The organism is Enterobacter cloacae complex sp. 677-3DZ2D5B (genome assembly GCF_004136695.1).
In the GTDB taxonomy this organism is placed as follows: Bacteria; Pseudomonadota; Gammaproteobacteria; order Enterobacterales; family Enterobacteriaceae; genus Enterobacter; species Enterobacter hormaechei_C.
This window is the reverse complement of sequence record NZ_QFLS01000007.1, coordinates 82,522-102,958: the sequence shown is the minus strand read 5'-3', so window position 1 is coordinate 102,958 and position 20,437 is coordinate 82,522. Positions and strand designations below refer to the sequence as shown.

The 20,437-nt window shown below is 57.2% G+C and carries 20 protein-coding genes and 1 pseudogene; 16 read left to right on the top strand and 5 right to left on the bottom strand.

Annotation, left to right across the window (positions count from 1 at the left end; genetic code table 11):
- Positions 1 to 42: 42 nt before the first annotated feature.
- Positions 43 to 1,254, bottom strand: coding sequence for a diguanylate phosphodiesterase (locus DD597_RS11775; protein ID WP_129256207.1), 1,212 nt, complete (start codon positions 1,252 to 1,254; stop codon positions 43 to 45).
- A gap of 87 nt (positions 1,255 to 1,341) precedes the next feature.
- Entirely contained in the window at positions 1,342 to 2,817 is a 1,476-nt protein-coding gene (locus DD597_RS11770; RefSeq protein ID WP_129256206.1) for a carboxylesterase, read from the bottom strand.
- A gap of 266 nt (positions 2,818 to 3,083) precedes the next feature.
- Between DD597_RS11770 and DD597_RS11765 the strand changes: the two genes are divergently transcribed.
- The 8 genes and pseudogenes from DD597_RS11765 (at position 3,084) to DD597_RS25325 (ending at position 9,955) form a co-directional block, all read left to right on the top strand.
- Positions 3,084 to 3,938 (top strand): MurR/RpiR family transcriptional regulator, encoded by an 855-nt coding sequence (locus DD597_RS11765; protein ID WP_022651219.1) that lies wholly within the window; start codon positions 3,084 to 3,086, stop codon positions 3,936 to 3,938.
- Positions 3,939 to 3,950: 12 nt separating this feature from the next.
- A complete protein-coding gene (gene ddpX, locus DD597_RS11760; RefSeq protein WP_003857079.1) occupies positions 3,951 to 4,523 on the top strand; it encodes a D-alanyl-D-alanine dipeptidase in 573 nt (190 codons plus the stop codon).
- Between the two features lie 15 nt (positions 4,524 to 4,538).
- Positions 4,539 to 6,071: an ABC transporter substrate-binding protein gene (locus DD597_RS11755; RefSeq protein WP_129256205.1), complete on the top strand. Its 1,533-nt coding sequence runs from the start codon at positions 4,539 to 4,541 to the stop codon at positions 6,069 to 6,071.
- A gap of 23 nt (positions 6,072 to 6,094) precedes the next feature.
- Positions 6,095 to 7,117, top strand: coding sequence for an ABC transporter permease (locus DD597_RS11750; protein ID WP_003857077.1), 1,023 nt, complete (start codon positions 6,095 to 6,097; stop codon positions 7,115 to 7,117).
- The gene (ddpC, locus tag DD597_RS11745; protein WP_129256204.1) at positions 7,114 to 8,010 is read left to right on the top strand and encodes a D,D-dipeptide ABC transporter permease; all 897 of its coding nucleotides are present in this window, start codon (positions 7,114 to 7,116) and stop codon (positions 8,008 to 8,010) included. Before DD597_RS11750 ends, ddpC begins: the two co-directional genes overlap by 4 nt.
- On the top strand, positions 8,007 to 8,993 hold the full coding sequence (locus DD597_RS11740; protein ID WP_003857075.1) for an ABC transporter ATP-binding protein: 987 nt from the start codon (positions 8,007 to 8,009) through the stop codon (positions 8,991 to 8,993). Before ddpC ends, DD597_RS11740 begins: the two co-directional genes overlap by 4 nt.
- Positions 8,986 to 9,888: pseudogene (locus tag DD597_RS11735) on the top strand (oligopeptide/dipeptide ABC transporter ATP-binding protein); the annotation flags it as partial. The gene DD597_RS11740 and the pseudogene DD597_RS11735, both read left to right, overlap by 8 nt.
- A complete protein-coding gene (locus DD597_RS25325) occupies positions 9,845 to 9,955 on the top strand; it encodes a hypothetical protein (RefSeq protein WP_349861263.1) in 111 nt (36 codons plus the stop codon). The pseudogene DD597_RS11735 and the gene DD597_RS25325, both read left to right, overlap by 44 nt.
- Here DD597_RS25325 and DD597_RS11730 read toward each other — a convergent pair.
- Positions 9,909 to 10,658, bottom strand: a complete 750-nt coding sequence (locus DD597_RS11730) for an SDR family oxidoreductase (RefSeq protein WP_003857073.1) — start codon at positions 10,656 to 10,658, stop codon at positions 9,909 to 9,911. The two genes, DD597_RS25325 and DD597_RS11730, sit on opposite strands and share 47 nt — an antisense overlap.
- 136 nt (positions 10,659 to 10,794) lie before the next feature.
- Between DD597_RS11730 and DD597_RS11725 the strand changes: the two genes are divergently transcribed.
- Positions 10,795 to 11,700 (top strand): LysR family transcriptional regulator, encoded by a 906-nt coding sequence (locus tag DD597_RS11725; protein ID WP_023324676.1) that lies wholly within the window; start codon positions 10,795 to 10,797, stop codon positions 11,698 to 11,700.
- A 23-nt stretch (positions 11,701 to 11,723) separates the two neighbouring features.
- Here DD597_RS11725 and DD597_RS11720 read toward each other — a convergent pair whose 3' ends face one another.
- Together DD597_RS11720 and DD597_RS11715 are read right to left on the bottom strand one after the other, a co-directional pair.
- Positions 11,724 to 12,152 carry an OsmC family protein gene (locus DD597_RS11720; RefSeq protein ID WP_003857069.1) on the bottom strand — a complete coding sequence of 143 codons (429 nt, stop codon included), beginning with the start codon at positions 12,150 to 12,152 and terminating at the stop codon, positions 11,724 to 11,726.
- A 69-nt stretch (positions 12,153 to 12,221) separates the two neighbouring features.
- Positions 12,222 to 13,109: a LysR family transcriptional regulator gene (locus tag DD597_RS11715; protein WP_003857067.1), complete on the bottom strand. Its 888-nt coding sequence runs from the start codon at positions 13,107 to 13,109 to the stop codon at positions 12,222 to 12,224.
- Positions 13,110 to 13,220: 111 nt separating this feature from the next.
- On the opposite strand from DD597_RS11715, the gene DD597_RS11710 reads away from it, so the two are divergent.
- The 7 genes from DD597_RS11710 to adhP all read left to right on the top strand — a co-directional run bounded on the left by DD597_RS11710 (position 13,221) and on the right by adhP (position 20,423).
- The gene (locus DD597_RS11710; RefSeq protein WP_047055554.1) at positions 13,221 to 14,072 is read left to right on the top strand and encodes a Vmh family MBL fold metallo-hydrolase; all 852 of its coding nucleotides are present in this window, start codon (positions 13,221 to 13,223) and stop codon (positions 14,070 to 14,072) included.
- A 51-nt stretch (positions 14,073 to 14,123) separates the two neighbouring features.
- Positions 14,124 to 14,645: a VOC family protein gene (locus DD597_RS11705; protein ID WP_003857065.1), complete on the top strand. Its 522-nt coding sequence runs from the start codon at positions 14,124 to 14,126 to the stop codon at positions 14,643 to 14,645.
- Positions 14,646 to 14,786: 141 nt separating this feature from the next.
- Complete coding sequence (gene bdm / locus DD597_RS11700) at positions 14,787 to 15,002, top strand: biofilm-dependent modulation protein (protein ID WP_003857061.1); 216 nt, start codon at positions 14,787 to 14,789, stop codon at positions 15,000 to 15,002.
- 95 nt (positions 15,003 to 15,097) lie between these two features.
- Positions 15,098 to 15,235 (top strand): stationary-phase-induced ribosome-associated protein, encoded by a 138-nt coding sequence (gene sra, locus DD597_RS11695; RefSeq protein WP_045896840.1) that lies wholly within the window; start codon positions 15,098 to 15,100, stop codon positions 15,233 to 15,235.
- A 176-nt stretch (positions 15,236 to 15,411) separates the two neighbouring features.
- Positions 15,412 to 17,109 (top strand): NAD-dependent malic enzyme, encoded by a 1,698-nt coding sequence (locus DD597_RS11690; protein WP_129256203.1) that lies wholly within the window; start codon positions 15,412 to 15,414, stop codon positions 17,107 to 17,109.
- Between the two features lie 387 nt (positions 17,110 to 17,496).
- Entirely contained in the window at positions 17,497 to 19,206 is a 1,710-nt protein-coding gene (locus DD597_RS11685; RefSeq protein WP_129256202.1) for an ABC-F family ATP-binding cassette domain-containing protein, read from the top strand.
- A gap of 206 nt (positions 19,207 to 19,412) precedes the next feature.
- Positions 19,413 to 20,423 carry an alcohol dehydrogenase AdhP gene (adhP, locus tag DD597_RS11680; RefSeq protein ID WP_023314184.1) on the top strand — a complete coding sequence of 337 codons (1,011 nt, stop codon included), beginning with the start codon at positions 19,413 to 19,415 and terminating at the stop codon, positions 20,421 to 20,423.
- Positions 20,424 to 20,437: the final 14 nt, after the last annotated feature.

Sequence of the window (20,437 nt, the reverse complement as noted above, 5' to 3'; positions counted from 1 at the left end):
CACAGGCAGGGTGTCGGGGAAATATGGCGAGGGAAAATTTGCTTAACCCACCCGATGGGGCCAGTGGATATCACCCACGCCATTGAGCTGCGGGCGGGCGAACAAAAAGCCCTGGAAGCGGCGAATACCGGCGTATTCAAGCCAGCACCACTCTTCTATCTTCTCAATGCCTTCTGCGACCAGCGTAATCTCCAGATCGGTGCAGCAGCTGATTATCGACTTCACAATCGCCTGCTTGGGCCCGCTCAGGTGGATATCGCTGACGATCTCTCTGTCGATTTTGAGTTTATCCGGCTGGAACCGCGTGAGCAGCGAAAGACCAGCATAGCCGGAACCAAAATCATCTATCGCCAGCCCTACCCCTTCCGCCCGCAGCTGTTTAATCGCGCTGTTAAACTGGTTGAAGCCTGAAATCATCTCGTTCTCAGTGACTTCAATGATCACCTGCTCCGGCTGTAGATTGTGCTTTTTGATCTGCGTTACCAGGAACTCTACCGCGCCCGGCACGTTAACCAGCGACATTGTCAGCAGGTTCACCGCCAGTTTGTGGCTGCCGATGCCGAGCTTTTGCGCCAGCGCAAAGGTCCAGGCTTTGGTTTGCAGGTCGACTTCGTAAATCAGTTCACGATCGAGACTACGGAAGAAATGCTCCGGGCTGCCGCCGTCGTTTCCGCGTATAAGCGCTTCGAGAGAACTGATCTTGCCTTCGGACGGCTCGACAATGGGTTGCAGCGCAAACTGGCAGGGCTGTCCCGCCAGCAGACCTAACCCTTTACCAAACGGCGCGCGCTCTCGCGAAAGCGTCCATTTATCGGGCTCATAGTCCGAAGCGGGTGGGATAGCGGTTTTACCGGTGATAAAGGTCTGAATGAATTTGAAGACCCGATCCTCAGAAGTCAGATAACTTTCCAGCTTGCTGTAATGCAGAACCGACGCCAGAACCGCTTTCGGGTTCTGAACATCCAGGTCAAACAGCAGCATTCCCACGTCTTCGAAACGTCTGCGCGGGCCGTAATCGCGCATCAGCTCCACTACGCCGGTATGCCGGTCATCAGCACGGATGGAGTTAAAAAGCGCGACGACGCGCTGTTCCGTGCCTTCGAGAATTTGCAGAACGTCACGTCCACGGGAGAGAAGAATGCCTGAGATGCCCTGCTCCGTGTTACGGATCCTGGCCTGTTCAACCAGCGCGCTTAACGCTGCAGAGGTGCAGGTTAAGCTCAGCTGGCTTCGATAAATGAGAGTTGTCAGCACAGAAACGGGGTCCGGTATGGGGTATACGCCTGAACGGTACTGTTTAACACAGTTCCCCGGTGTGACCTAATCTATTCCACGTTGGGCTTAATTATCACCGATACGGCTGTCGATCCGCGTCTGCATATAGTCGTAGAACGGATTCGACGTCACGCGCATCAGCGCATCTTTGCCGACGCTCAGAACCGATGTTTCTCCCCACAGGGCTATCGTCCCGAGGCTGATACCGTAGCGGTTTTTCACCGCAGGATGGCGGCCATAAAGATCGTCATCAGGCGGGAACGGAATAGCAACATGCGACAGGGAATAAACCTCCTGCGGATACGCGACCGACAGCGGCATCACCGTTTCCCGGGTGCTGCCCGCTGGCGTTGTCTTTGCCACCATATCAAACCTGTCGGGGCTGGCATTGGTCACAATTGTGACACTGTAACGTCTTTTTGCCTCCGGTAGCAGGTCAGCCACCGCCGTCCAGGATGATGGCCTGAACAGTGGACGGAAACTCCCGGCCTGGTTGATATCAAAAACCACCAGTTCGCTGCCGTTTGCCGGAAGCTGGTCAAACAGCCCGCTGACCACGGCGCGGGTACTGACCGTTGAATCCATGACCGACTGGAAAGCAAGTATCGGCGGAAGCTGCGCCAGTTTGTGATCATGAACACCGCGATTTATCTGCTCATGCAGCGCCTGGGTAAGCAGCCAGGACTGACGTGCCGCATTCACCGGGAACGAATTGTATTTATAAGGATTATATTCTGGCGAAATGTTGAGCCACGCGGCTTTGGCAAACGCCGGTAACATAGCCGGTAGCCCGGCGAATCCGGCAAAGCGCGCAAACGCCGTGACGCCAATCATCGGTGAGAGCAAAACGATCTGCTCAGGTTGACGCAGTGCAGGCGCATCAAGGGCGTCGAGGGCATATTTCATCGCCAGCGCCCCGCCGTTGGAGTAGCCCACCAGATGTAGGGGGAGATCGTTCCCCGTCAGGCGTGTCGCTTCACGAACCGCGAGGCGCGTTGCCGCCAGCCACGCCTCCCAGTCAACGTCTGTCAGCGCGCCCGGTGCCGTGCCGTGTCCGGGCAAACGAGGCACTACGGCCACAAAGCCGTGCTGTTGATAATTCTCTGCCAGATGCCTGACGCTGTAGGGCGAATCCGTCAGACCGTGCAGCAATACCACCCCCCCGCGCGGCTTTCCGGCAGGCATCAGCACGAACGACCGGTTTGCATCCGGGGAAAAGTTTCCTGGCCACACCAGGCTCTGGCGGTAATAACGGTTCAGCGGCGTGCGCTCTGCGGGTGTGACATTCGCCGTCACCTCAGCGTCGAGAGCGGTGAAGATGGCGTTTTCCCGCGCGACATACGCTGCGAAGGTCGCGTTATCCATCTCCTGCACGGACATTTCGTCAGCCCGCCAGGTGTGCCAGTGATGCAGGGCCGGCCCCTGCTGCGAAAGATAAACCCGCACCGCCAGCAGCACGAGCACAATGATCCCGATGACCATCGCTATTTTTTTTGCGAGAGCCATCAGGCGCACGCTGACCCGCCAGGGCAAATTCGCCATGTAAGGCTCCCTCTTTTTTCCCAGAGCTTTCATCTTACCAAAAAATGTGAAGAGGCTGACGTATTCAGCAAATAGATACCCTTCAGCCTGCACACTGCACCAAAAGTGAACTACGCTGCACAAATGTTGATCACCTGTTAAACAAATATTGCATTAACTTTGCTGCACAGCGCGTTTTCGCCGCAATGTGAACATGGCACGCGTCCTGCATTGTTAATCCGGTAACAGAAACCCGGCCTTTGACAGCCAGTTAACAGCGAGGCGGTATGACGACCAAACCTGAGGTGTTGAGCCGTATCGAAGCGACCTTTAGCCAGCTCACCCCAAGCGAAAAGCGGGTGGCAAGCTGGATGCTGGCGCACGTCGGGCAGATCCCCTTTGAAACGGCAGAGAGCGTGGCGCTGGCCACGGCCACCAGCGGGATCACCGTCGGACGCTTTCTGCGCAAGCTGGGCTACCGCAACTTGGACGACGCCAAAAAAAGCCTGCGCGATCCCCACCAGCCCTGGGGCATTAACGAGCGTCTCGACTCCTGGAAGCAGCAACAGCCGCTGTCGGATCGCCTTCAGAACTCCCTGTCGCTGGAGGTGGACGCCATTGCCCATGTCTACCAGCTGGCGCAAAGCGAAACGTTCAGGCAGGTGGTCCAGCAACTTACCCATGCCGACGCCGTTTTCGTGCTGGGGATCCAGTCCACGCGCGGGATCGCCAATGCGTTCTTCAGCCATCTGGAGTATCTGCGCCCGCGGGTGAGCTATTCAGAAGGGCTCTCCGGTAGCTGGGTGGAGTCGCTTAACTCCGGCTTTGCGAACCCGTATATCGTGCTGACGGATACCCGCGCCTACTCCGCCATTGCCCGCCAGTACTGCCGCGTGGCGAGCGAAAAAGGCCTGGCGATGGCGCTGATCACCGATATCTGGTGCCCGTGGGCGCGGGATTACCCGATTGATTTACTCCAGGTGAAGACCGATACCGGCCATTTCTGGGATTCGCTGGCGCCGGTGAGCTGTCTGTTCAACCTGCTGCTGTCGGGCGTTGTGGAGGCGCTGGGGGATGCGCTGCCGGAACGTCTGGCAATCAACCGACAACTACAACAAGAGTTTGGTCAATTTGAACGCTAAAGGAGCGGAGCTATGCCTGAAGAGAGTCAACTGATTGATGTGGCGAAAACCTTTCCCACGCTGCATATCGATCTGAAATACGCGACCGCCGATAACATCACTGGCCGCCCGATCTACCAGCACGCCGCGTGCCTGTTGCATACGGATGCCGCCACCGCGCTGGCGAAAGCGATCGGCATCGCCGCGCTGGCCGGTCTGAAGCTGGTGGTTTACGACGCCTACCGCCCCCAGCAGGCGCAGTCGCAACTCTGGGATGCCTGCCCCAATCCGGAATACGTGGTGGATGTCGCAATTGGCTCTAACCACAGCCGGGGCACCGCCATTGACGTCACGCTGATGGATGAACACGACAACGTGCTGGATATGGGCGCCGGGTTTGACGAAATGCACGACCGTTCTCATGCCTGGCACCCTTCCGTTCCGCCTGAGGCGCAGCGAAATCGTCTGCTCCTGAACGCCGTTATGTACGGCGGCGGTTTTGTGGGCATCAGCAGCGAATGGTGGCATTTCGAACTGCCGAATGCCGCCAGCTACCCGCTGTTAGATGACCAGTTCGCCTGTTATCCGACCACACACTCACTGTAATTCTGGAGCCCCGCCATGAAAACAACGCTGCTTACAACCCTGATTGCCGCTACGCTCGCCCTGAGCGCCCCTCTCGCGCTGGCGGCGGTGCCAAAAGATATGCTGGTGATTGGGAAAGCTGCCGATCCGCAAACGCTGGATCCGGCGGTCACTATCGATAACAACGACTGGACGGTGACCTACCCCTCGTACCAGCGTCTGGTGAAATACAAGCCTGGCACCACGGAGGTGGAAGGCGATCTGTCGACGGGCTGGAAGGCGTCTGACGACCAGAAAGAGTGGACGTTCACCCTGGCAGATAATGCAAAATTCTCCGACGGCACGCCGGTGACCGCCGAAGCGGTCAAGCTGTCGTTTGAACGTCTGCTGAAAATTAACCAGGGACCTTCCGAAGCGTTCCCGAAAGATTTGAAAGTGGACGCGGTGGATGAGCATACGGTGAAATTCACCCTCAGCCAGCCGTTCGCCCCGTTCCTCTACACGCTGGCCAATGACGGCGCGTCGATCGTCAACCCGGCGGTGCTGAAAGCCAATGCCGCCGACGACGCTCGCGGTTTCCTGGCGCAAAACACCGCGGGTTCCGGACCGTTTATGCTGAAAAGCTGGCGGAAAGGTCAGCAGCTGGTGATGGTGCCCAACCCACACTGGCCGGGTGAAAAGCCGCACTTCAAGCGCGTCTCGGTCAAGATTATCGGTGAAAGCGCCTCGCGTCGCCTGCAACTTTCCCGTGGCGATCTGGATATCGCCGACGCCCTGCCGGTGGATCAGCTTGCCGCTCTGAAGCAGGAAGGCAAAGTGGCCGTGGCGGAATACCCGTCCCTGCGGGTGACCTACCTCTATCTGAACAACAGTAAGCCTCCGATGAATCAGGTGGATTTGCGCCGCGCGGTCTCCTGGGCGACCGATTATCAGGGGATGGTGAAAGGCATTCTCAGCGGGAACGGCAAGCAGATGCGCGGCCCGATCCCGGAGGGCATGTGGGGCTTTGATGCGAACGCCATGCAGTACAGCTTTGACGAGGCCAAAGCCAAAGCGGCGCTGGAAAAAGTCAACGATAAACCCGCCAGCCTGACGTTCCTCTACTCCGATAACGACCCGAGCTGGGAGCCTATCGCCCTCTCCACGCAGGCGAGCCTGGGCAAGCTGGGGATTAACGTCAAGCTCGAGAAACTGGCGAACGCCACCATGCGCGACCGCGTCGGCAAAGGTGATTATGACATTGCGATTGGTAACTGGAGCCCGGACTTCGCTGACCCGTACATGTTCATGAACTACTGGTTCGAATCGGACAAAAAAGGGCTGCCGGGTAACCGCTCATTCTATGAGAACAAAGAGGTCGATGCGCTGTTGCAGGCGGCACTGAAAACCACCGATCAGGCGGAGCGCACCAAAGATTACCAGCAGGCGCAGAAAGTGGTGATTGACGAGGCGGCTTACGTTTATCTGTTCCAGAAGAACTATCAGCTGGCGATGAACAAAGAGGTCAAAGGCTTCACCTTTAATCCGATGCTTGAGCAGGTCTTTAACATCGCCACCATGAGTAAGTAACGGCCCACGCCGGGGGGAAGTGTATGACGTTCTGGAGCATTGTGCGCCAGCGCTGCTGGGGGTTAATCCTGGTGGTGGCCGGTGTCTGTATTATTACTTTTATTATTTCACACCTGATCCCCGGCGATCCGGCCCGCCTGCTGGCCGGTGACCGCGCCAGCGATGAAATCGTGCAGGGCATCCGCCAGCAGCTGGGGCTGGATCAACCGCTCTATATTCAGTTTGGCCGCTATGTAGAGGCGCTGGCGCATGGCGATCTGGGCACATCCATTCGCACCGGTCGCCCCGTTGCGGAAGATTTGAAAGCCTTTTTCCCCGCCACGCTGGAACTGGCCTTCTGCTCTTTGCTGCTGGCCCTGGTGATTGGCGTGCCGCTGGGCATTTTATCGGCGGTGTACCGTAACCGCTGGCTGGATCACCTGGTGCGACTGATGGCGATGACCGGCATCTCGACGCCTGCCTTCTGGCTGGGACTGGGAGTTATCGTTCTGTTCTACGGGCAACTGCAAATTCTGCCCGGCGGCGGCAGGCTGGACGACTGGCTCGATCCGCCCGCCCACGTTACCGGTTTTTATCTGCTGGACGCTCTGCTGGAAGGCAACGGCGAGGTGTTTTTCAACGCCCTACAGCACCTGATTCTCCCCTCCCTGACCCTGGCCTTTGTGCATCTGGGTATTGTGGCGCGTCAGGTACGTTCCGCGATGCTGGAGCAACTGAGCGAGGATTATATTCGTACCGCCCGCGCGAGCGGGTTGCCGGGGTGGTACATCGTGCTGCGCTACGCCTTACCCAACGCCATGATCCCCTCCATTACCGTGCTCGGGCTGGCGCTGGGCGATCTGCTGTACGGGGCAGTCCTTACCGAAACCGTGTTTGCCTGGCCGGGAATGGGAGCCTGGGTGGTGACCTCCATTCAGGCGCTGGACTTCCCTGCCGTCATGGGCTTCGCGGTCGTGGTATCGCTGGCCTATGTCTTCGTCAATCTGGTGGTGGATCTGCTGTATCTGTGGATCGACCCGCGAATCGGGCGCGGAGGTGCCGAATGATGTTAACTCAGGAAACGCCCGTCCCTGTCAGCACCGCTAAACAGCGCATTAACTGGGCAAAGCTATTCTGGATGTTACGCAAAAGCCCGCTCACGCTGATCGGCGGGGTGATTATGATCGTGATGCTGCTGATGATGATGGTCTCGCCGTGGATAGTCCCGCACGATCCGAACGCGCTGGATCTGACCGCGCGATTGCAGGCGCCTTCAGCCCAGCACTGGTTTGGCACCGATGAGGTGGGCCGGGATCTGTTCAGCCGCGTGCTGGTGGGCAGCCAGCAGTCCATCACGGCGGGGCTGGCGGTGGTGGTGATTGCGGGCGGCATCGGTTCTCTGCTCGGCTGTTTGTCCGGCGTACTCGGCGGACGAGGCGACGCCATCATTATGCGTATCATGGACATTATGCTCTCCATCCCCTCGCTGGTGTTGACGATGGCGCTGGCCGCCGCGCTCGGCCCAAGCCTGTTTAACGCGATGCTGGCGATTGCGATTGTACGCATTCCGTTTTACGTGCGGCTGGCACGCGGGCAAACGCTGTTGGTGCGCCAGTTAACCTACGTTCAGGCCGCCCGCACCTTTGGCGCATCGCGCTGGCACCTGATCAGCTGGCATATTCTGCGTAACGCCCTTCCGCCGCTGATCGTACAGGCGTCGCTGGATATCGGCAGCGCCATCCTGATGGCCGCCACGCTGGGCTTTATTGGATTAGGCGCGCAGCAGCCGACCGCCGAATGGGGCGCGATGGTGGCCGTGGGGCGTAACTACGTGCTTGACCAGTGGTGGTACTGCGCGTTTCCGGGGGCGGCAATTCTGATCACGGCGGTTGGGTTTAATCTGTTTGGCGATGGTCTTCGCGACCTGCTGGATCCCAAATCAGGAGGGAAGCAGTCATGAGTGATTCCGTATTATCGATTGAAGATTTGCATCTGAGCTTCCCCATTTTTCGCGGTGACGTCCACGCGCTCAACCACGTCTCGCTGGAGATTGGCCGGGGTGAAATTGTCGGCGTGGTGGGCGAATCCGGCTCGGGAAAATCGGTCACCGCGATGCTGGCGATGCGCCTGCTGCCGGAAGGCAGTTACCATGTTCACCATGGCCGGGTCACCCTGCTCGGGGAAGATGTCCTGAACGCGTCGGAAAAACAGCTTCGTCAGTGGCGCGGCGCCAGGGTGGCGATGATTTTTCAGGAGCCGATGACGGCGCTTAACCCTACGCGCCGGATTGGCAGGCAAATGGTGGAGGTGATCCGCCAGCATCAGTCGCTTTCCCGCCGCGACGCGCAGCAGAAGGCGATCGCCCTGCTGGGCGAGATGCAAATCCCGGATGCGGCACAGGTGATGGAACGCTATCCGTTTGAGCTTTCCGGCGGCATGCGCCAGCGGGTGATGATCGCCCTTGCCTTCTCCTGCGAGCCGGAGCTGATCATTGCCGATGAGCCGACCACCGCGCTGGACGTGACCGTTCAGCGTCAGGTGCTGCGGCTACTGAAACACAAAGCGCGCGCCAGCGGGACGTCGGTGCTGTTTATCAGTCACGATATGGCGGTGGTGTCGCAGCTTTGTGACCGGATGTACGTTATGTACGCGGGCAGCGTGATCGAAAGCGGCAGCACGCAGACTTTGATCCACCATCCTGTACACCCCTATTCGATTGGCCTGCTGCGGTGTGCCCCGGAAAATGGTGAACCGCGCGAGATCCTCCCGGCCATTCCCGGCACGGTACCTAACCTCAGCCACCTCCCGCGCGGATGTGCCTTTCGCGAACGCTGTTTTGCTGCCGGGGCGAAATGCAGCGAAACGCCGCGCTTAATTTCCACGGGCGCAGAAGGCCAACAGGCTGCCTGCTGGTACCCACAACAGGAGAGACGCCATGTCTGAGGTACTGCTGGAACTGGATAGCGTGCATGTGAATTTTCCTGCGCGCAAAAACTGGCTGGGGCGCGTGACGGAGCAGGTACACGCCCTCAACGGCATGGATCTCCGGATCCATCGCGGCGAAACGCTGGGCGTTGTGGGGGAATCCGGCTGTGGAAAGAGCACGCTGGCGCAACTGCTGATGGGCATGCTCAAACCGAGTACAGGTGCCTGTCAGCGCGCAAATGCGGCAGGCGGTATGCAGATGGTATTTCAGGACCCGCTCTCGTCCCTCGATCCGCGTTTACCCGTCTGGCGCATCATCACCGAGCCGGTGTGGATACAGCAACGCCGCAGCGAACGGGAGCGTCGTCAGCTGGCTGAGACGCTGGCGCAGCAGGTGGGCATTCGAGCAGAATATCTTGACCGCCTGCCGCATGCGTTTTCGGGCGGACAGCGCCAGCGCATCGCTATCGCCCGGGCGCTCTCTTCAGATCCTGACATCATCGTGCTGGATGAACCCACCAGCGCGCTGGATATTTCTGTCCAGGCGCAGATCCTCAATTTGCTGGTTGCCCTGCAACAGCAGCGAAATCTGACCTACGTACTGATCTCGCACAACGTCTCGGTGGTCCGGCACATGAGCGATCGTGTGGCAGTGATGTATCTGGGGCAGATCGTGGAGCTGGGTCCGGCGGACCAGGTGCTGAGTCAGCCGCGGCATCCGTATACGCAGCTGCTGCTTGACTCCGTTCCCCGTACCGGAGAACCGCTGGACGAAGATCTGGCATTACGCAAAACCGATCTTCCCGGTAATCGCCACCTGCCCGTTGGCTGCTACTTCCGCGACCGCTGCCCGCTGGCGATGCAGGGATGTGAACGGCCGCAGCCGCTTCAGCCCGCAGCCGAAGGCCGAAGCGTACGCTGCTGGCGTAACCGCTAGATTTGCGCCATCCCGCCATCGACAAACAGCTCCGTGGCGTTAATAAAGCTGGCGGCATCGGACGCCAGAAACGCCACGGCTTTCCCGACTTCGCCCGGCGCGCCCAGGCGACCCAGCGGTACCTGGGCCGCCAGCGCATCGTATAATCCCTGACGCTGTTCTTCGGGAACCAGATCGCCAAGACCGGGCGTTTTCACGGGGCCAGGGCTGACGACGTTGACGCGTATCCCGCGGCCCTGTAAGTCCAGCGCCCAGGAGCGGGCAAAGTTACGCACGGCGGCTTTACTGGCGCTGTAGACGCTAAAATTCGCCGTCCCCTTAATCGAAACCGTCGATCCGGTGAGGATAATGGATGAACCAGATGAGAGCAGCGGCAGCGCTTTCTGGACGGTGAACAGCACGCCGCGCACGTTGGTGGCAAAAATCCGGTCAAACTGCTCTTCGGTGATAGCGCCCAGCGGCAGCATGTCGCCGCCCCCGGCGTTGGCGAACAGAATATCGAGTCGTCCTTCTTCTTTAGCAATCTGCGCGTAAACCGCATCCAGATCGGCCATTCTGGAGACGTCCGCGCGGATAGCTACCGCCGCGGCGCCAATGTCTGCCCGGGCAGCATCCAGTTCGGCCTGACGACGTCCGGTGATATAGACCTTCGCTCCCTGCGCCGCCAGCTCCTGTGCCGTTGCGAGACCAATACCGGTGCTGCCACCGGTCACCAGAGCGATTTTTCCTGCAAGCGTTGTATTCATACTCATAACCTTTGTTGTGATGTAAAAGAGGAGCGTTTGCCCGCGTCAGGCAGACTTTAGACCTTGCGGGATTAGCGATAAACGGGCAAAAATGAAAATGAATTTTCACAGCAGGAAATAATCAGAGGAGATCTATGTGGATCAGCTAATGGCAATGCGTGCCTTTACGCGGGTGGTTGAATCCGGAAGCTTTACCCGAGCGGCAGACTCCCTGAACATGCCGATAGCCACGCTGAGCAAGCTGGTAAAATCACTTGAAGCGCACCTGGAAACACGGCTGCTGCATCGCACGACGCGCCGGGTGGTCACGACGGCAGAAGGCATGGAATACTACGAGAAAGCGCTACGGGTATTAATTGATATAGAGGACATTGATACCGCCTTTCGCGCATCGTGCTGCACGCCCAAAGGCCATTTGCGTATTGACGTGGGGGGCTCAACCGCCCGGGACGTGCTGATCCCCCTGCTGCCGGATTTTTTTCAGCGCTACCCGGATCTGCGCATTAACCTGGGGGTAGCCGATCGTCCGGTAGATTTAATCAGCGGAAACGTGGACTGCGTGATCCGCGGCGGCCCGCTGGATGACTCTTCGCTTATCGCGCGGCATATCGGTGATGCCGGGATGATCGCCTGCGCGGCGCCGGGCTATCTTAAAGCTCACGGCATCCCTGCCTATCCGCAGGAGCTGCGCAACGGCCATAAGCTGATTAGCTACCTTTCCCCGGTTACCGGACGCGCATTTCCGTTCCGCTTCCTTGACCGGGGTGAGCCCCTGGAGATCAGCGTTCCGCACCACCTTGGGGTCAATGAAAGCAACGCACATCTGGCCGCGGCGCTGGCGGGTTTAGGGATTATTCAGACGTTTGGCTATGCTGCGAGAGCGCATCTGGAAACGGGCGCGCTGGTAGAGATCCTGAGCGACTGGCGTCCTAAGGCGTATCCTTTTCACGTGGTCTATCCCCAGAGTCGGCATTTAACGCATCGCCTGAGAGTGTTTATTGCGTGGCTTGCCGAGGTTTTCCCTGCGGCAGTGAAAGGTTAGCCGGGCATTTGCCCGGCCTGATATCAGTTCAGTTTGTAATCCAGCGTGATTTCGGCTTTCAACAGCTGCGATACCGGACAACCCGCCTTCGCTTTCTGAATAATGCCGTCGAACTGCTGCGGATCGATACCCGGTACCGTCACCTTGCTTTGTAGCGCCACTTTGCTGATGGCAAAACCGCTGTCGGTTTTATCCAGCGAGACATCCGCCGTGGTATCGATGGAATCGGCAGTATAACCCGCTTCGCCCAGCATTAGAGACAGGGCCATAGAGAAACAGGCCGCGTGCGCTGCGCCAATCAGCTCTTCCGGGTTAGTCCCTTTTTCGCCCTCGAAGCGGGTGTTAAAGCCGTAAGGTTGCTGGTTAAGGACGCCACTCTCTGTTGAGACCGTCCCTTTGCCGCGTTTGATGTCGCCAGACCAGTGTGCTGAACCGTGCTTATGAATCGTCATTCTTGCTCTCCTTTTGGCTTACAAAGGGATAAGTATAGGACGCATAATCCATTTTGCAGGGAAGACAGACTAGTCCGAGCGCGTGGCAAGGTGGTTTGCAAGTGCATCCAGGAACACACGCTGCGCCGCAGGCTGATAGTCTCGCGACTGATAAATACCAAAAATACCGATCGGTTTTGGCGTAAAGGCGCCGAGCACCGGCACCAGGCTGCCCTGCCGTAGCGCCGCGTCGGCCTCGCGCTCGGGCAGCATGGCAATACCACAGTGGTTTATCGCCGCCTCCATCAGCAATGACGAGATACTGGCGCTGAGATTGCCGCTGACCGCCGTCGTGACCGACTCCCCTTCTGGCGTCAAAAAACGCCACGACTGACCGGCAAAAAAGCTGTAATGCAGGCAGTTGTGCCGGGATAAATCCTCCAGCTGCACTGGAACGCCCCGACTGGCAAGGTAGTGCGGCGAGGCGCAAAGTACGGACCGACACTCTCCCAGTCGGCGGGCGATCATGCCCGGTTCAGGGTTATCGGTGATGCGGATCGCCACGTCAATTCGCTCGCCCACCAGACTTACCGGATGATTGTTAACATCCAGCTCAATGCGCAGCTGAGGGTAACGCTGCAACAGATCGGGCAGCACCGGAACGATAATATGCATCGCCGTAAAGTGCGCGCAGGCGACACGAAGCGTGCCTGAGGGTAAATCCTTCACTGACTGATCTTCAATTTCCTGAGAAATTTGCGAGAGCGTGCGGGTCTTTTGCAGGACCTTCTCCCCCGCCGCCGTCAGCGTCAGCTTGCGGGTGGAGCGGTTCACCAGCCGCGCCCCGGCCCACTTCTCCATCTGCTCCAGATAACGGCTCACCATCGGACGGGAGATCCCCAGCGCCCGCGCCGCCGCGCTTAAACTCCCCAGCTCACAGATGCGGTTGTACACCTGGGCGGCAATAACGCGATCCATTTTGACCTCCATTTGCTCGATTTATGAAACTAAGCATCTCCTGTTTCAGGAATTCTGGCAAATGAAGAGATCCGTACAATAGAGACTTTCCTGAAGAACAGAGACATGACCATGACTATCGCCCGCCTTGCTTTGCTGACAACCCTTTTCACTCCGGCCGTCTTTGCCGCGCCGTTGACCGTTGATACGTACAACCCGCAGGAAAAAGGCATTTTTGCCGTTTCTTCCACGCTGGTGTCTGGCCCGAAAGAGGCGGTACTGTTTGACGCCCAGTTCAGCGTGAAAGATGGCGAAGCGCTGGTGGAAAAAATTCGCCACAGCGGTAAAACGCTGAACAAAATCGTGATCACCTCCGGCGATCCGGATTTCTATTTCGGCCTGCAACCGCTGGTGAAAGCCTTCCCTAATGCCAAAGTTGTCGCCACGCAACAGGTGGTGGACCATATCAGGGCCACAAAAGACGCGAAGCTCGCCTTCTGGGGGCCACAGATGAAAGACGGCGCGCCGACGCAGCTCTACGTGCCGCAGGTGCTTGCCTCAACCACCTTTATGATTGATGGTGAAAGAGTGAATATTGAAGAGCCTGAGAGCTATGCGGCGTACGTCTGGATCCCATCCGCAAAAACCATCCTCGGCGGCACGGGCGTCTCGTGGGGTATTCACGTCTGGACGGCGGATACCCAAACGCCGGAAAGCCGCAAACAGTGGCAGCAGACGCTGGATAGCATGGCAGCCCTTAAGCCCGAACACGTTATTCCGGGCCACTACCTTGGGACACCGCCAGCGGGTACCGGCGCTATCGACTTTACCCGTCGCTATCTACATCAGTTTGAACAGGCCCTCATGACACATAAAGCGTCAACCGGCGTCATTAGCACGATGAAAAAACAGTGGCCGAATCTGGCGGAAGCCAGTTCGCTGGAATTGAGTGCCAAAGTGAATACCGGCGAAATGAAGTGGTAATATCCTGATTATCTCCTGCTATATTTAAATTTTTTATAGCAGGAGTTTACTATGCCATCGTCAGTAAGGGGCATCGACCATATCGGTATTACGGTGCCCGACATTGAAAAAGCCACCCTATTTTTTGAACGCGCTTTCGGCGCACAGGTTTTATATCATTCTGTCGATGCGGAAACCGATAATATTGATCAGGCCGCCCAGCAGCACACCTTAAAATTATTTCCCGGCACAAAAATTCACGCCATTCGCATGCTTGTTATGCCCCATGGACCCGGCATTGAACTTTTCGAAATGCATGGCCCTGAACAGGGAATGCCCGCCCGCGCCAGCGACTTTGGCCTCCAGCATTTTGCTGTTTATGTTGATGATTTTGATAAGGCGATAGCCGCTTTCACCGCTGCCGGCGGGGAGATGTTTACCGCGCCAAAGCCGCTCACGTTTCCGGATGAGCAAGGTGAAGGGAATGCTTTCTGCTATGGGCAGACCCCCTGGGGCAGCATTGTGGAATTGATCTCCTGGCCGACGCCCATGCCTTATGAAAAAACGACAAATTTACGCCGCTGGAAACCCTAAATTTTATTTGTGTGCCAGGAGAGATGATATTTTTATTTCCAGGACGAATCTGAACCACAACGGCGAAAATATTTGCCAATCTGAATGTGAATTACGATTTTGCACGCCGTAACATTAAACAGACAACGACACGGAGGCAGCATGTTTACTTATTACCCGGCACATACCACAGCAGCACAACCCGAACTCGTTAACGCGATTGCGCAGGGTCTTCAGGCAGAGCACGGCGTTGTTACCGAAGATGACATTTTGATGGAACTGACCAAGTGGGTGGAAGCCACAGACAATGACATCCTCAGTGACATCTACCAGCAAACCATCAACTATGTGGTCAGCGGGCAAAATGCACCTTTGTAAAAACCTGCTAAGCTGGATCTGCAACCTAAGGGGTTACATTTCGTTTGCGTGAGCAAACTTGTCCTTAAAACTATCAACGGGATTGAGGAGTTAAAATGAAATCGAACCGTCAGGCACGCCACATTCTGGGACTGAACTACAAGCTCTCTAACAAGCGTAAAGTGGTTATTGAGGAGGGTAACGAAACGCAGGTTACCCACGCTACCGGCAGAAAACGCCCTTCCGGCAAGTAAGTTCCGGCACGATATTCACAACACCATCGGTAATCCCGATGGTGTTTTTGTTTATGTGTTGCGGTAATTAATATTCAGCTCCTTTATAATACCAACCGACCGCACCCCGTAGCACAGGCCAGAAAGATGACAAACAGCAGTGTCAGGGACGGATCTTCTTAAAAAGAGTGAGTGACATGGACAACAAACTGAAAAAACATCGTTCCCTTTATATTCCTTACGCCGGTCCGGTTTTACTGGAGTTTCCCCTTCTGAACAAAGGCAGCGCCTTTAGCATGGAAGAGCGCAGCAGCTTTAACCTGCTGGGCCTGCTGCCTGAAGTGGTTGAAACCATTGAAGAACAGGCGGAACGCGCCTGGATCCAGTATCAGGGTTTTAAAACCGAAATCGATAAGCACATCTACCTGCGTAATATCCAGGACACCAACGAAACCCTCTTCTACCGCCTGGTGCAGAACCATCTCGAAGAGATGATGCCCGTCATTTACACCCCAACCGTCGGCGCGGCATGTGAACGCTTCTCAGAGATCTACCGTCGTTCCCGCGGCGTGTTCATCTCTTATCAGAACCGTCACAACATGGATGACATTCTGCAAAACGTGCCGAACCACAACATCAAGGTGATCGTGGTAACCGATGGCGAACGTATTCTGGGCCTTGGCGACCAGGGCATTGGCGGGATGGGTATTCCCATCGGTAAGCTCTCGCTGTATACCGCCTGCGGCGGGATCAGCCCGGCCTACACCCTGCCGGTGGTGCTGGACGTGGGGACCAACAACCAGCAACTGCTGAACGATCCGCTGTACATGGGCTGGCGTCACCCGCGCATTACCGACGACGAGTACTATCAGTTTGTGGATGATTTCATCCAGGCCGTGAAGCACCGCTGGCCGGACGTGCTGTTGCAGTTCGAAGACTTCGCACAGAAAAACGCCATGCCGCTGCTGAACCGCTACCGCGATGAGATTTGCTCGTTCAACGATGACATTCAGGGCACTGCGGCAGTGACCGTCGGTACGCTGATTGCTGCGAGCCGTGCGGCAGGCAGCCAGCTTAGCTATCAGAAAATTGTCTTCCTGGGTGCAGGCTCCGCGGGCTGCGGCATCGCCGAGCAAATTATTGCCCAGACCCAGCGCGAAGGCTTAAGCGAAGAGCTCGCCCGCTCCCGCGTCTTTATGGTGGACCGTTTTGGCCTGCTGACCGACGGTATGCCAAACCTGCTCCCGTTCCAGACCAAACTGGTGCAGAAGCGCGAGAACCTGAAAAACTGGGATACGGATAACGAAGTGCTCTCGCTTCTTGACGTGGTGCGCAACGTGAAGCCGGATATTCTGATCGGCGTATCCGGGCAGATCGGCCTCTTCACGGAGGAGATCATTCGCGAGATGCATAAGCACTGCGAACGCCCTATCGTGATGCCGCTATCGAACCCGACCTCACGCGTGGAGGCGACGCCGCAGGATATCATCGCCTGGACCGAAGGCAATGCGCTGGTCGCGACCGGCAGTCCGTTCGATCCGGTGGTGTGGAAGGACAAGCTCTACCCCATTGCGCAGTGCAATAACTCCTATATCTTCCCGGGTATTGGTCTGGGAGTGATCGCTTCCGGCGCGTCCCGCATCACCGACGAAATGCTGATGTCCGCGAGCGAAACGCTGGCAGGTCACTCACCACTGGTGAATAACGGTGAAGGCCTGGTACTGCCGGAGCTGAAAGACATTCATAAAGTGTCCCGCGCAATTGCCTTCGCGGTAGGCAAAATGGCGCAGCAGCAAGGCGTCGCGGTGAAAACCTCTGCCGATGCGTTGCAGCAAGCGATTGATGATAATTTCTGGATGCCGGAATACCGTAGCTATCGTCGTACTTCGATTTAAGCATCGCCCCTCACCCAGCCCTCTCCCCAAAGGGGAGAGGGTGAAAACCGCACCGGACAGTTCCCACGCCCCTTTGGGGAGAGGGTTAGGGTGAGGGGAATATACGGCACTTCCCACTAGCCAAACCCATTTTCCCCCGCTACACTCCCTTCATCCATTAACCTACTGAATATATAAGGAGGCCAAGTATGCTGTACTGTGAAATTTTCAATGTTTCACATACATTTGGTGATCGCACCAGCTCAAGCGTTATCGGTATCGTGCTGCGATAACTACCGCTTGAGCGAAGACACTAACCCCTGAAATCCCTTCTCTCGGGCTTACTGAGTTATCGTCAGCGATGTTTGACGAGGCATAAACATGCCTGTAACTCCTGGGTAAGCAACAATGAGCACTCTACTCACTGCACATTCTTTACGTGTTGATACCGCGTTTGGCACGCTCTTCGACTCTCTCTCCTTTACGTTGAAAAAAGGCGACCGCATTGGCCTGCTGGGTGATAACGGCTGCGGAAAAAGTACGCTGCTGAAAATCCTCGACGGAACGCAGTCCCCTGCTGCCGGAACCGTTTCACTGGCGGGACATTGCCTGCTGGCGCGCGTGGAACAACATCTGCCGGAGACCCTTTATCCCCTGACCATGCTGGATGCGGTGCTGGCGCAGCTGCCGACCGGTGAGCGCGACAGTCTTCGCTGGAAGGCCGAGACGCTGCTGGCCGGAATGGGCTTTACGACGCAGGAAACGGCGCTGCAATCCGCCACGCTGAGCGGCGGTCAGCATACGCGGTTGCTGCTGGCGCGGGCGTTGATAAGCGATCCGGATCTGCTGCTTCTGGACGAACCGAGCAACCACCTCGACCTGCCGACCCTGCTGTGGCTGGAGCAGTTTTTACAGAGCTGGTCCGGCAGCTTTGTGCTGGTTTCACACGACAGGCAACTGCTGGACGCGGTAACCAACGGCAGCTGGATCCTGCGCGATAAAACACTGCACTACTTCGCCCTTCCCTGCACTGCCGCCCGTCAGGCGCTGGAGGCGAAAGACGAAAGCGATGCGCAGCGCCACAAGGCAGAGCAAAAAGAGATCGACCGCGTCACGGCCAGCGCCAAACGCCTCGCGACCTGGGGCAAGGTCTACGACAACGAAGATCTCTCCCGTAAGGCTAAGCAGATGGAAAAACAGGTCGAACGCCTGAAAGAGAACCAGACGGAACTGACGGCGGGAAGCCCGTGGACCTTAACCCTGCGCGGGGACGCGCTTCGAGCCGATCGCCTGCTGGAAATGACCCACCTCGGCGTGCCCCCGGAGCCGGGTCTGCCAGACCTGTTTACCCTCGTCAGCGCGCGGCTGAAGAGCGGCGATCGCGTGGCGATTGTGGGTCGTAACGGCTGCGGAAAATCGTCGCTGCTGAAGCTTATCTGGCGACATTTTCGCGACGAGATCTCGGACGAGCGGCTTAAGCGTCATCCGCGCGTCTCACCCGGCTACTACGACCAGACGCTGCATCAGTTGCCAGACGATACGGCGCTGCTGGATGCGCTTGAACCTTTCGCGCCAGATCCGCAGACCCGTAAAATGGCGCTCATCAGTGCCGGGTTCCCTTGGGCGCGTCACGGGCAAAAAGTCAGTACGCTCAGCGGCGGGGAACGTTCGCGCCTGCTGTTCGTCGGCCTGACCCTTGCCCGTTATAGCCTGCTGATGCTGGATGAACCGACCAACCACCTGGATATGGAGGGCAAAGAGGCGCTGGCGGAAACGCTACAACAGTTTGAAGGCGGAGTGCTGCTGGTGAGCCACGATCGTCAGTTAATTAGCCAGTGCTGTAACCGCTTCTGGCTGATTGAGGACGGCAGGCTGAGCGAATGGCACGATGCGGAGGCGGTCTTTGAGCGCCTGCGTGAGGACGCCGGTCCGGCTGTACCTGAGGCATCGAACGCCGCATTGAAGGCACCCTCTTCAGCGTCAGACGATCTGCTCGAACGCCTTGTCGCTCTGGAAACGTTGCTGGAAGAAGATTTGGCGCGTAAGCCCAAACATCAAAAACCGCAGTTGCAGGCGCAATGGCGAAAAGAGATTGAGGAGATAGAAGCCCAACTGTAAGCCTGTACCCGGCGGTCATTACGCCGGGTCTTTTTTACGTCAGTGTTTTTCCCTACTGATTATTAGAGGATCGCCGTATTCTTAATCTGAAACTGAGCTAAATGATGACATTATGTTGCGGTTGCCTTGCATTACAGCGTCAAAGTATTAATCCTTAATGGGTATTACACCTGCTATGCAGATACTCATCATGAAAGGAGAAACACATGAAGGCTGCTGTTGTCACTCAGGATCATCAGGTTAATGTTACAGAGAAAACCTTACGCGCGCTTAAACATGGTGAAGCGCTGCTGAAGATGGAGTGCTGTGGCGTGTGCCATACCGATCTCCATGTTAAGAATGGTGATTTTGGCGACAAAACCGGGGTGATCCTCGGCCACGAAGGGATTGGTATCGTCAAAGAGATTGGTCCTGGCGTCACGTCGCTAAAAGTAGGCGACCGTGCAAGCGTGGCGTGGTTCTTTGAAGGCTGTGGCCACTGTGAATATTGTAATACCGGCAACGAAACGCTGTGCCGTGACGTGAAAAACGCGGGTTACTCCGTTGACGGCGGCATGGCGGAAGAGTGCATCGTAACCGCGGATTACGCGGTTAAAGTCCCGGACGGGCTGGACTCCGCGGCGGCCAGCAGTATCACCTGCGCCGGGGTCACCACCTACAAAGCGGTAAAAGTCTCTGACATCAAACCCGGCCAGTGGATTGCGATCTATGGCCTGGGCGGTCTGGGCAACCTCGCGCTGCAATACGCCAAAAATGTCTTCAATGCGAAGGTTATCGCCATTGACGTGAATGACGAGCAGCTGAAGCTCGCTGCCAGCATGGGCGCAGACTTAACCGTGAACTCCCGCAGTGAAGATGCGGCAAAAGTGATTCAGGAGAAAACCGGCGGTGCGCATGCGGCGGTGGTGACGGCAGTAGCGAAAGCGGCCTTCAACTCTGCCGTTGACGCAGTTCGCGCCGGAGGCCGCGTGGTGGCTGTTGGCCTGCCGCCGGAAGCGATGAGCCTGGATATTCCACGTCTGGTCCTGGATGGGATTCAGGTGGTGGGCTCTCTGGTGGGTACCCGTCAGGATCTGCTCGAAGCCTTCCAGTTTGCGGCTGAAGGTAAGGTGGTTCCGAAAGTCACGATGCGCCCATTGGAAGATATCAACGCCATCTTTAAAGAGATGGAACAGGGCCAGATCCGTGGCCGTATGGTGATTGATTTACGTTCTTAACCGCGGCGGCCGGG

Coding starts and splice junctions, on each gene's coding strand:
- DD597_RS11710 (WP_047055554.1), top strand. CDS start 13,221: ATGACTATCGCCCGCCTTGCTTTGCTGACAACCCTTTTCACTCCGGCC.
- DD597_RS11740 (WP_003857075.1), top strand. CDS start 8,007: ATGAGTGATTCCGTATTATCGATTGAAGATTTGCATCTGAGCTTCCCC.
- adhP (WP_023314184.1), top strand. CDS start 19,413: ATGAAGGCTGCTGTTGTCACTCAGGATCATCAGGTTAATGTTACAGAG.
- DD597_RS11690 (WP_129256203.1), top strand. CDS start 15,412: ATGGACAACAAACTGAAAAAACATCGTTCCCTTTATATTCCTTACGCC.
- bdm (WP_003857061.1), top strand. CDS start 14,787: ATGTTTACTTATTACCCGGCACATACCACAGCAGCACAACCCGAACTC.
- ddpX (WP_003857079.1), top strand. CDS start 3,951: ATGCCTGAAGAGAGTCAACTGATTGATGTGGCGAAAACCTTTCCCACG.
- DD597_RS11730 (WP_003857073.1), bottom strand. CDS start 10,658: ATGAATACAACGCTTGCAGGAAAAATCGCTCTGGTGACCGGTGGCAGC.
- DD597_RS11705 (WP_003857065.1), top strand. CDS start 14,124: ATGCCATCGTCAGTAAGGGGCATCGACCATATCGGTATTACGGTGCCC.
- sra (WP_045896840.1), top strand. CDS start 15,098: ATGAAATCGAACCGTCAGGCACGCCACATTCTGGGACTGAACTACAAG.
- DD597_RS11685 (WP_129256202.1), top strand. CDS start 17,497: ATGAGCACTCTACTCACTGCACATTCTTTACGTGTTGATACCGCGTTT.
- ddpC (WP_129256204.1), top strand. CDS start 7,114: ATGATGTTAACTCAGGAAACGCCCGTCCCTGTCAGCACCGCTAAACAG.
- DD597_RS11755 (WP_129256205.1), top strand. CDS start 4,539: ATGAAAACAACGCTGCTTACAACCCTGATTGCCGCTACGCTCGCCCTG.
- DD597_RS11770 (WP_129256206.1), bottom strand. CDS start 2,817: ATGGCGAATTTGCCCTGGCGGGTCAGCGTGCGCCTGATGGCTCTCGCA.
- DD597_RS11715 (WP_003857067.1), bottom strand. CDS start 13,109: ATGGATCGCGTTATTGCCGCCCAGGTGTACAACCGCATCTGTGAGCTG.
- DD597_RS11765 (WP_022651219.1), top strand. CDS start 3,084: ATGACGACCAAACCTGAGGTGTTGAGCCGTATCGAAGCGACCTTTAGC.
- DD597_RS11720 (WP_003857069.1), bottom strand. CDS start 12,152: ATGACGATTCATAAGCACGGTTCAGCACACTGGTCTGGCGACATCAAA.
- DD597_RS11750 (WP_003857077.1), top strand. CDS start 6,095: ATGACGTTCTGGAGCATTGTGCGCCAGCGCTGCTGGGGGTTAATCCTG.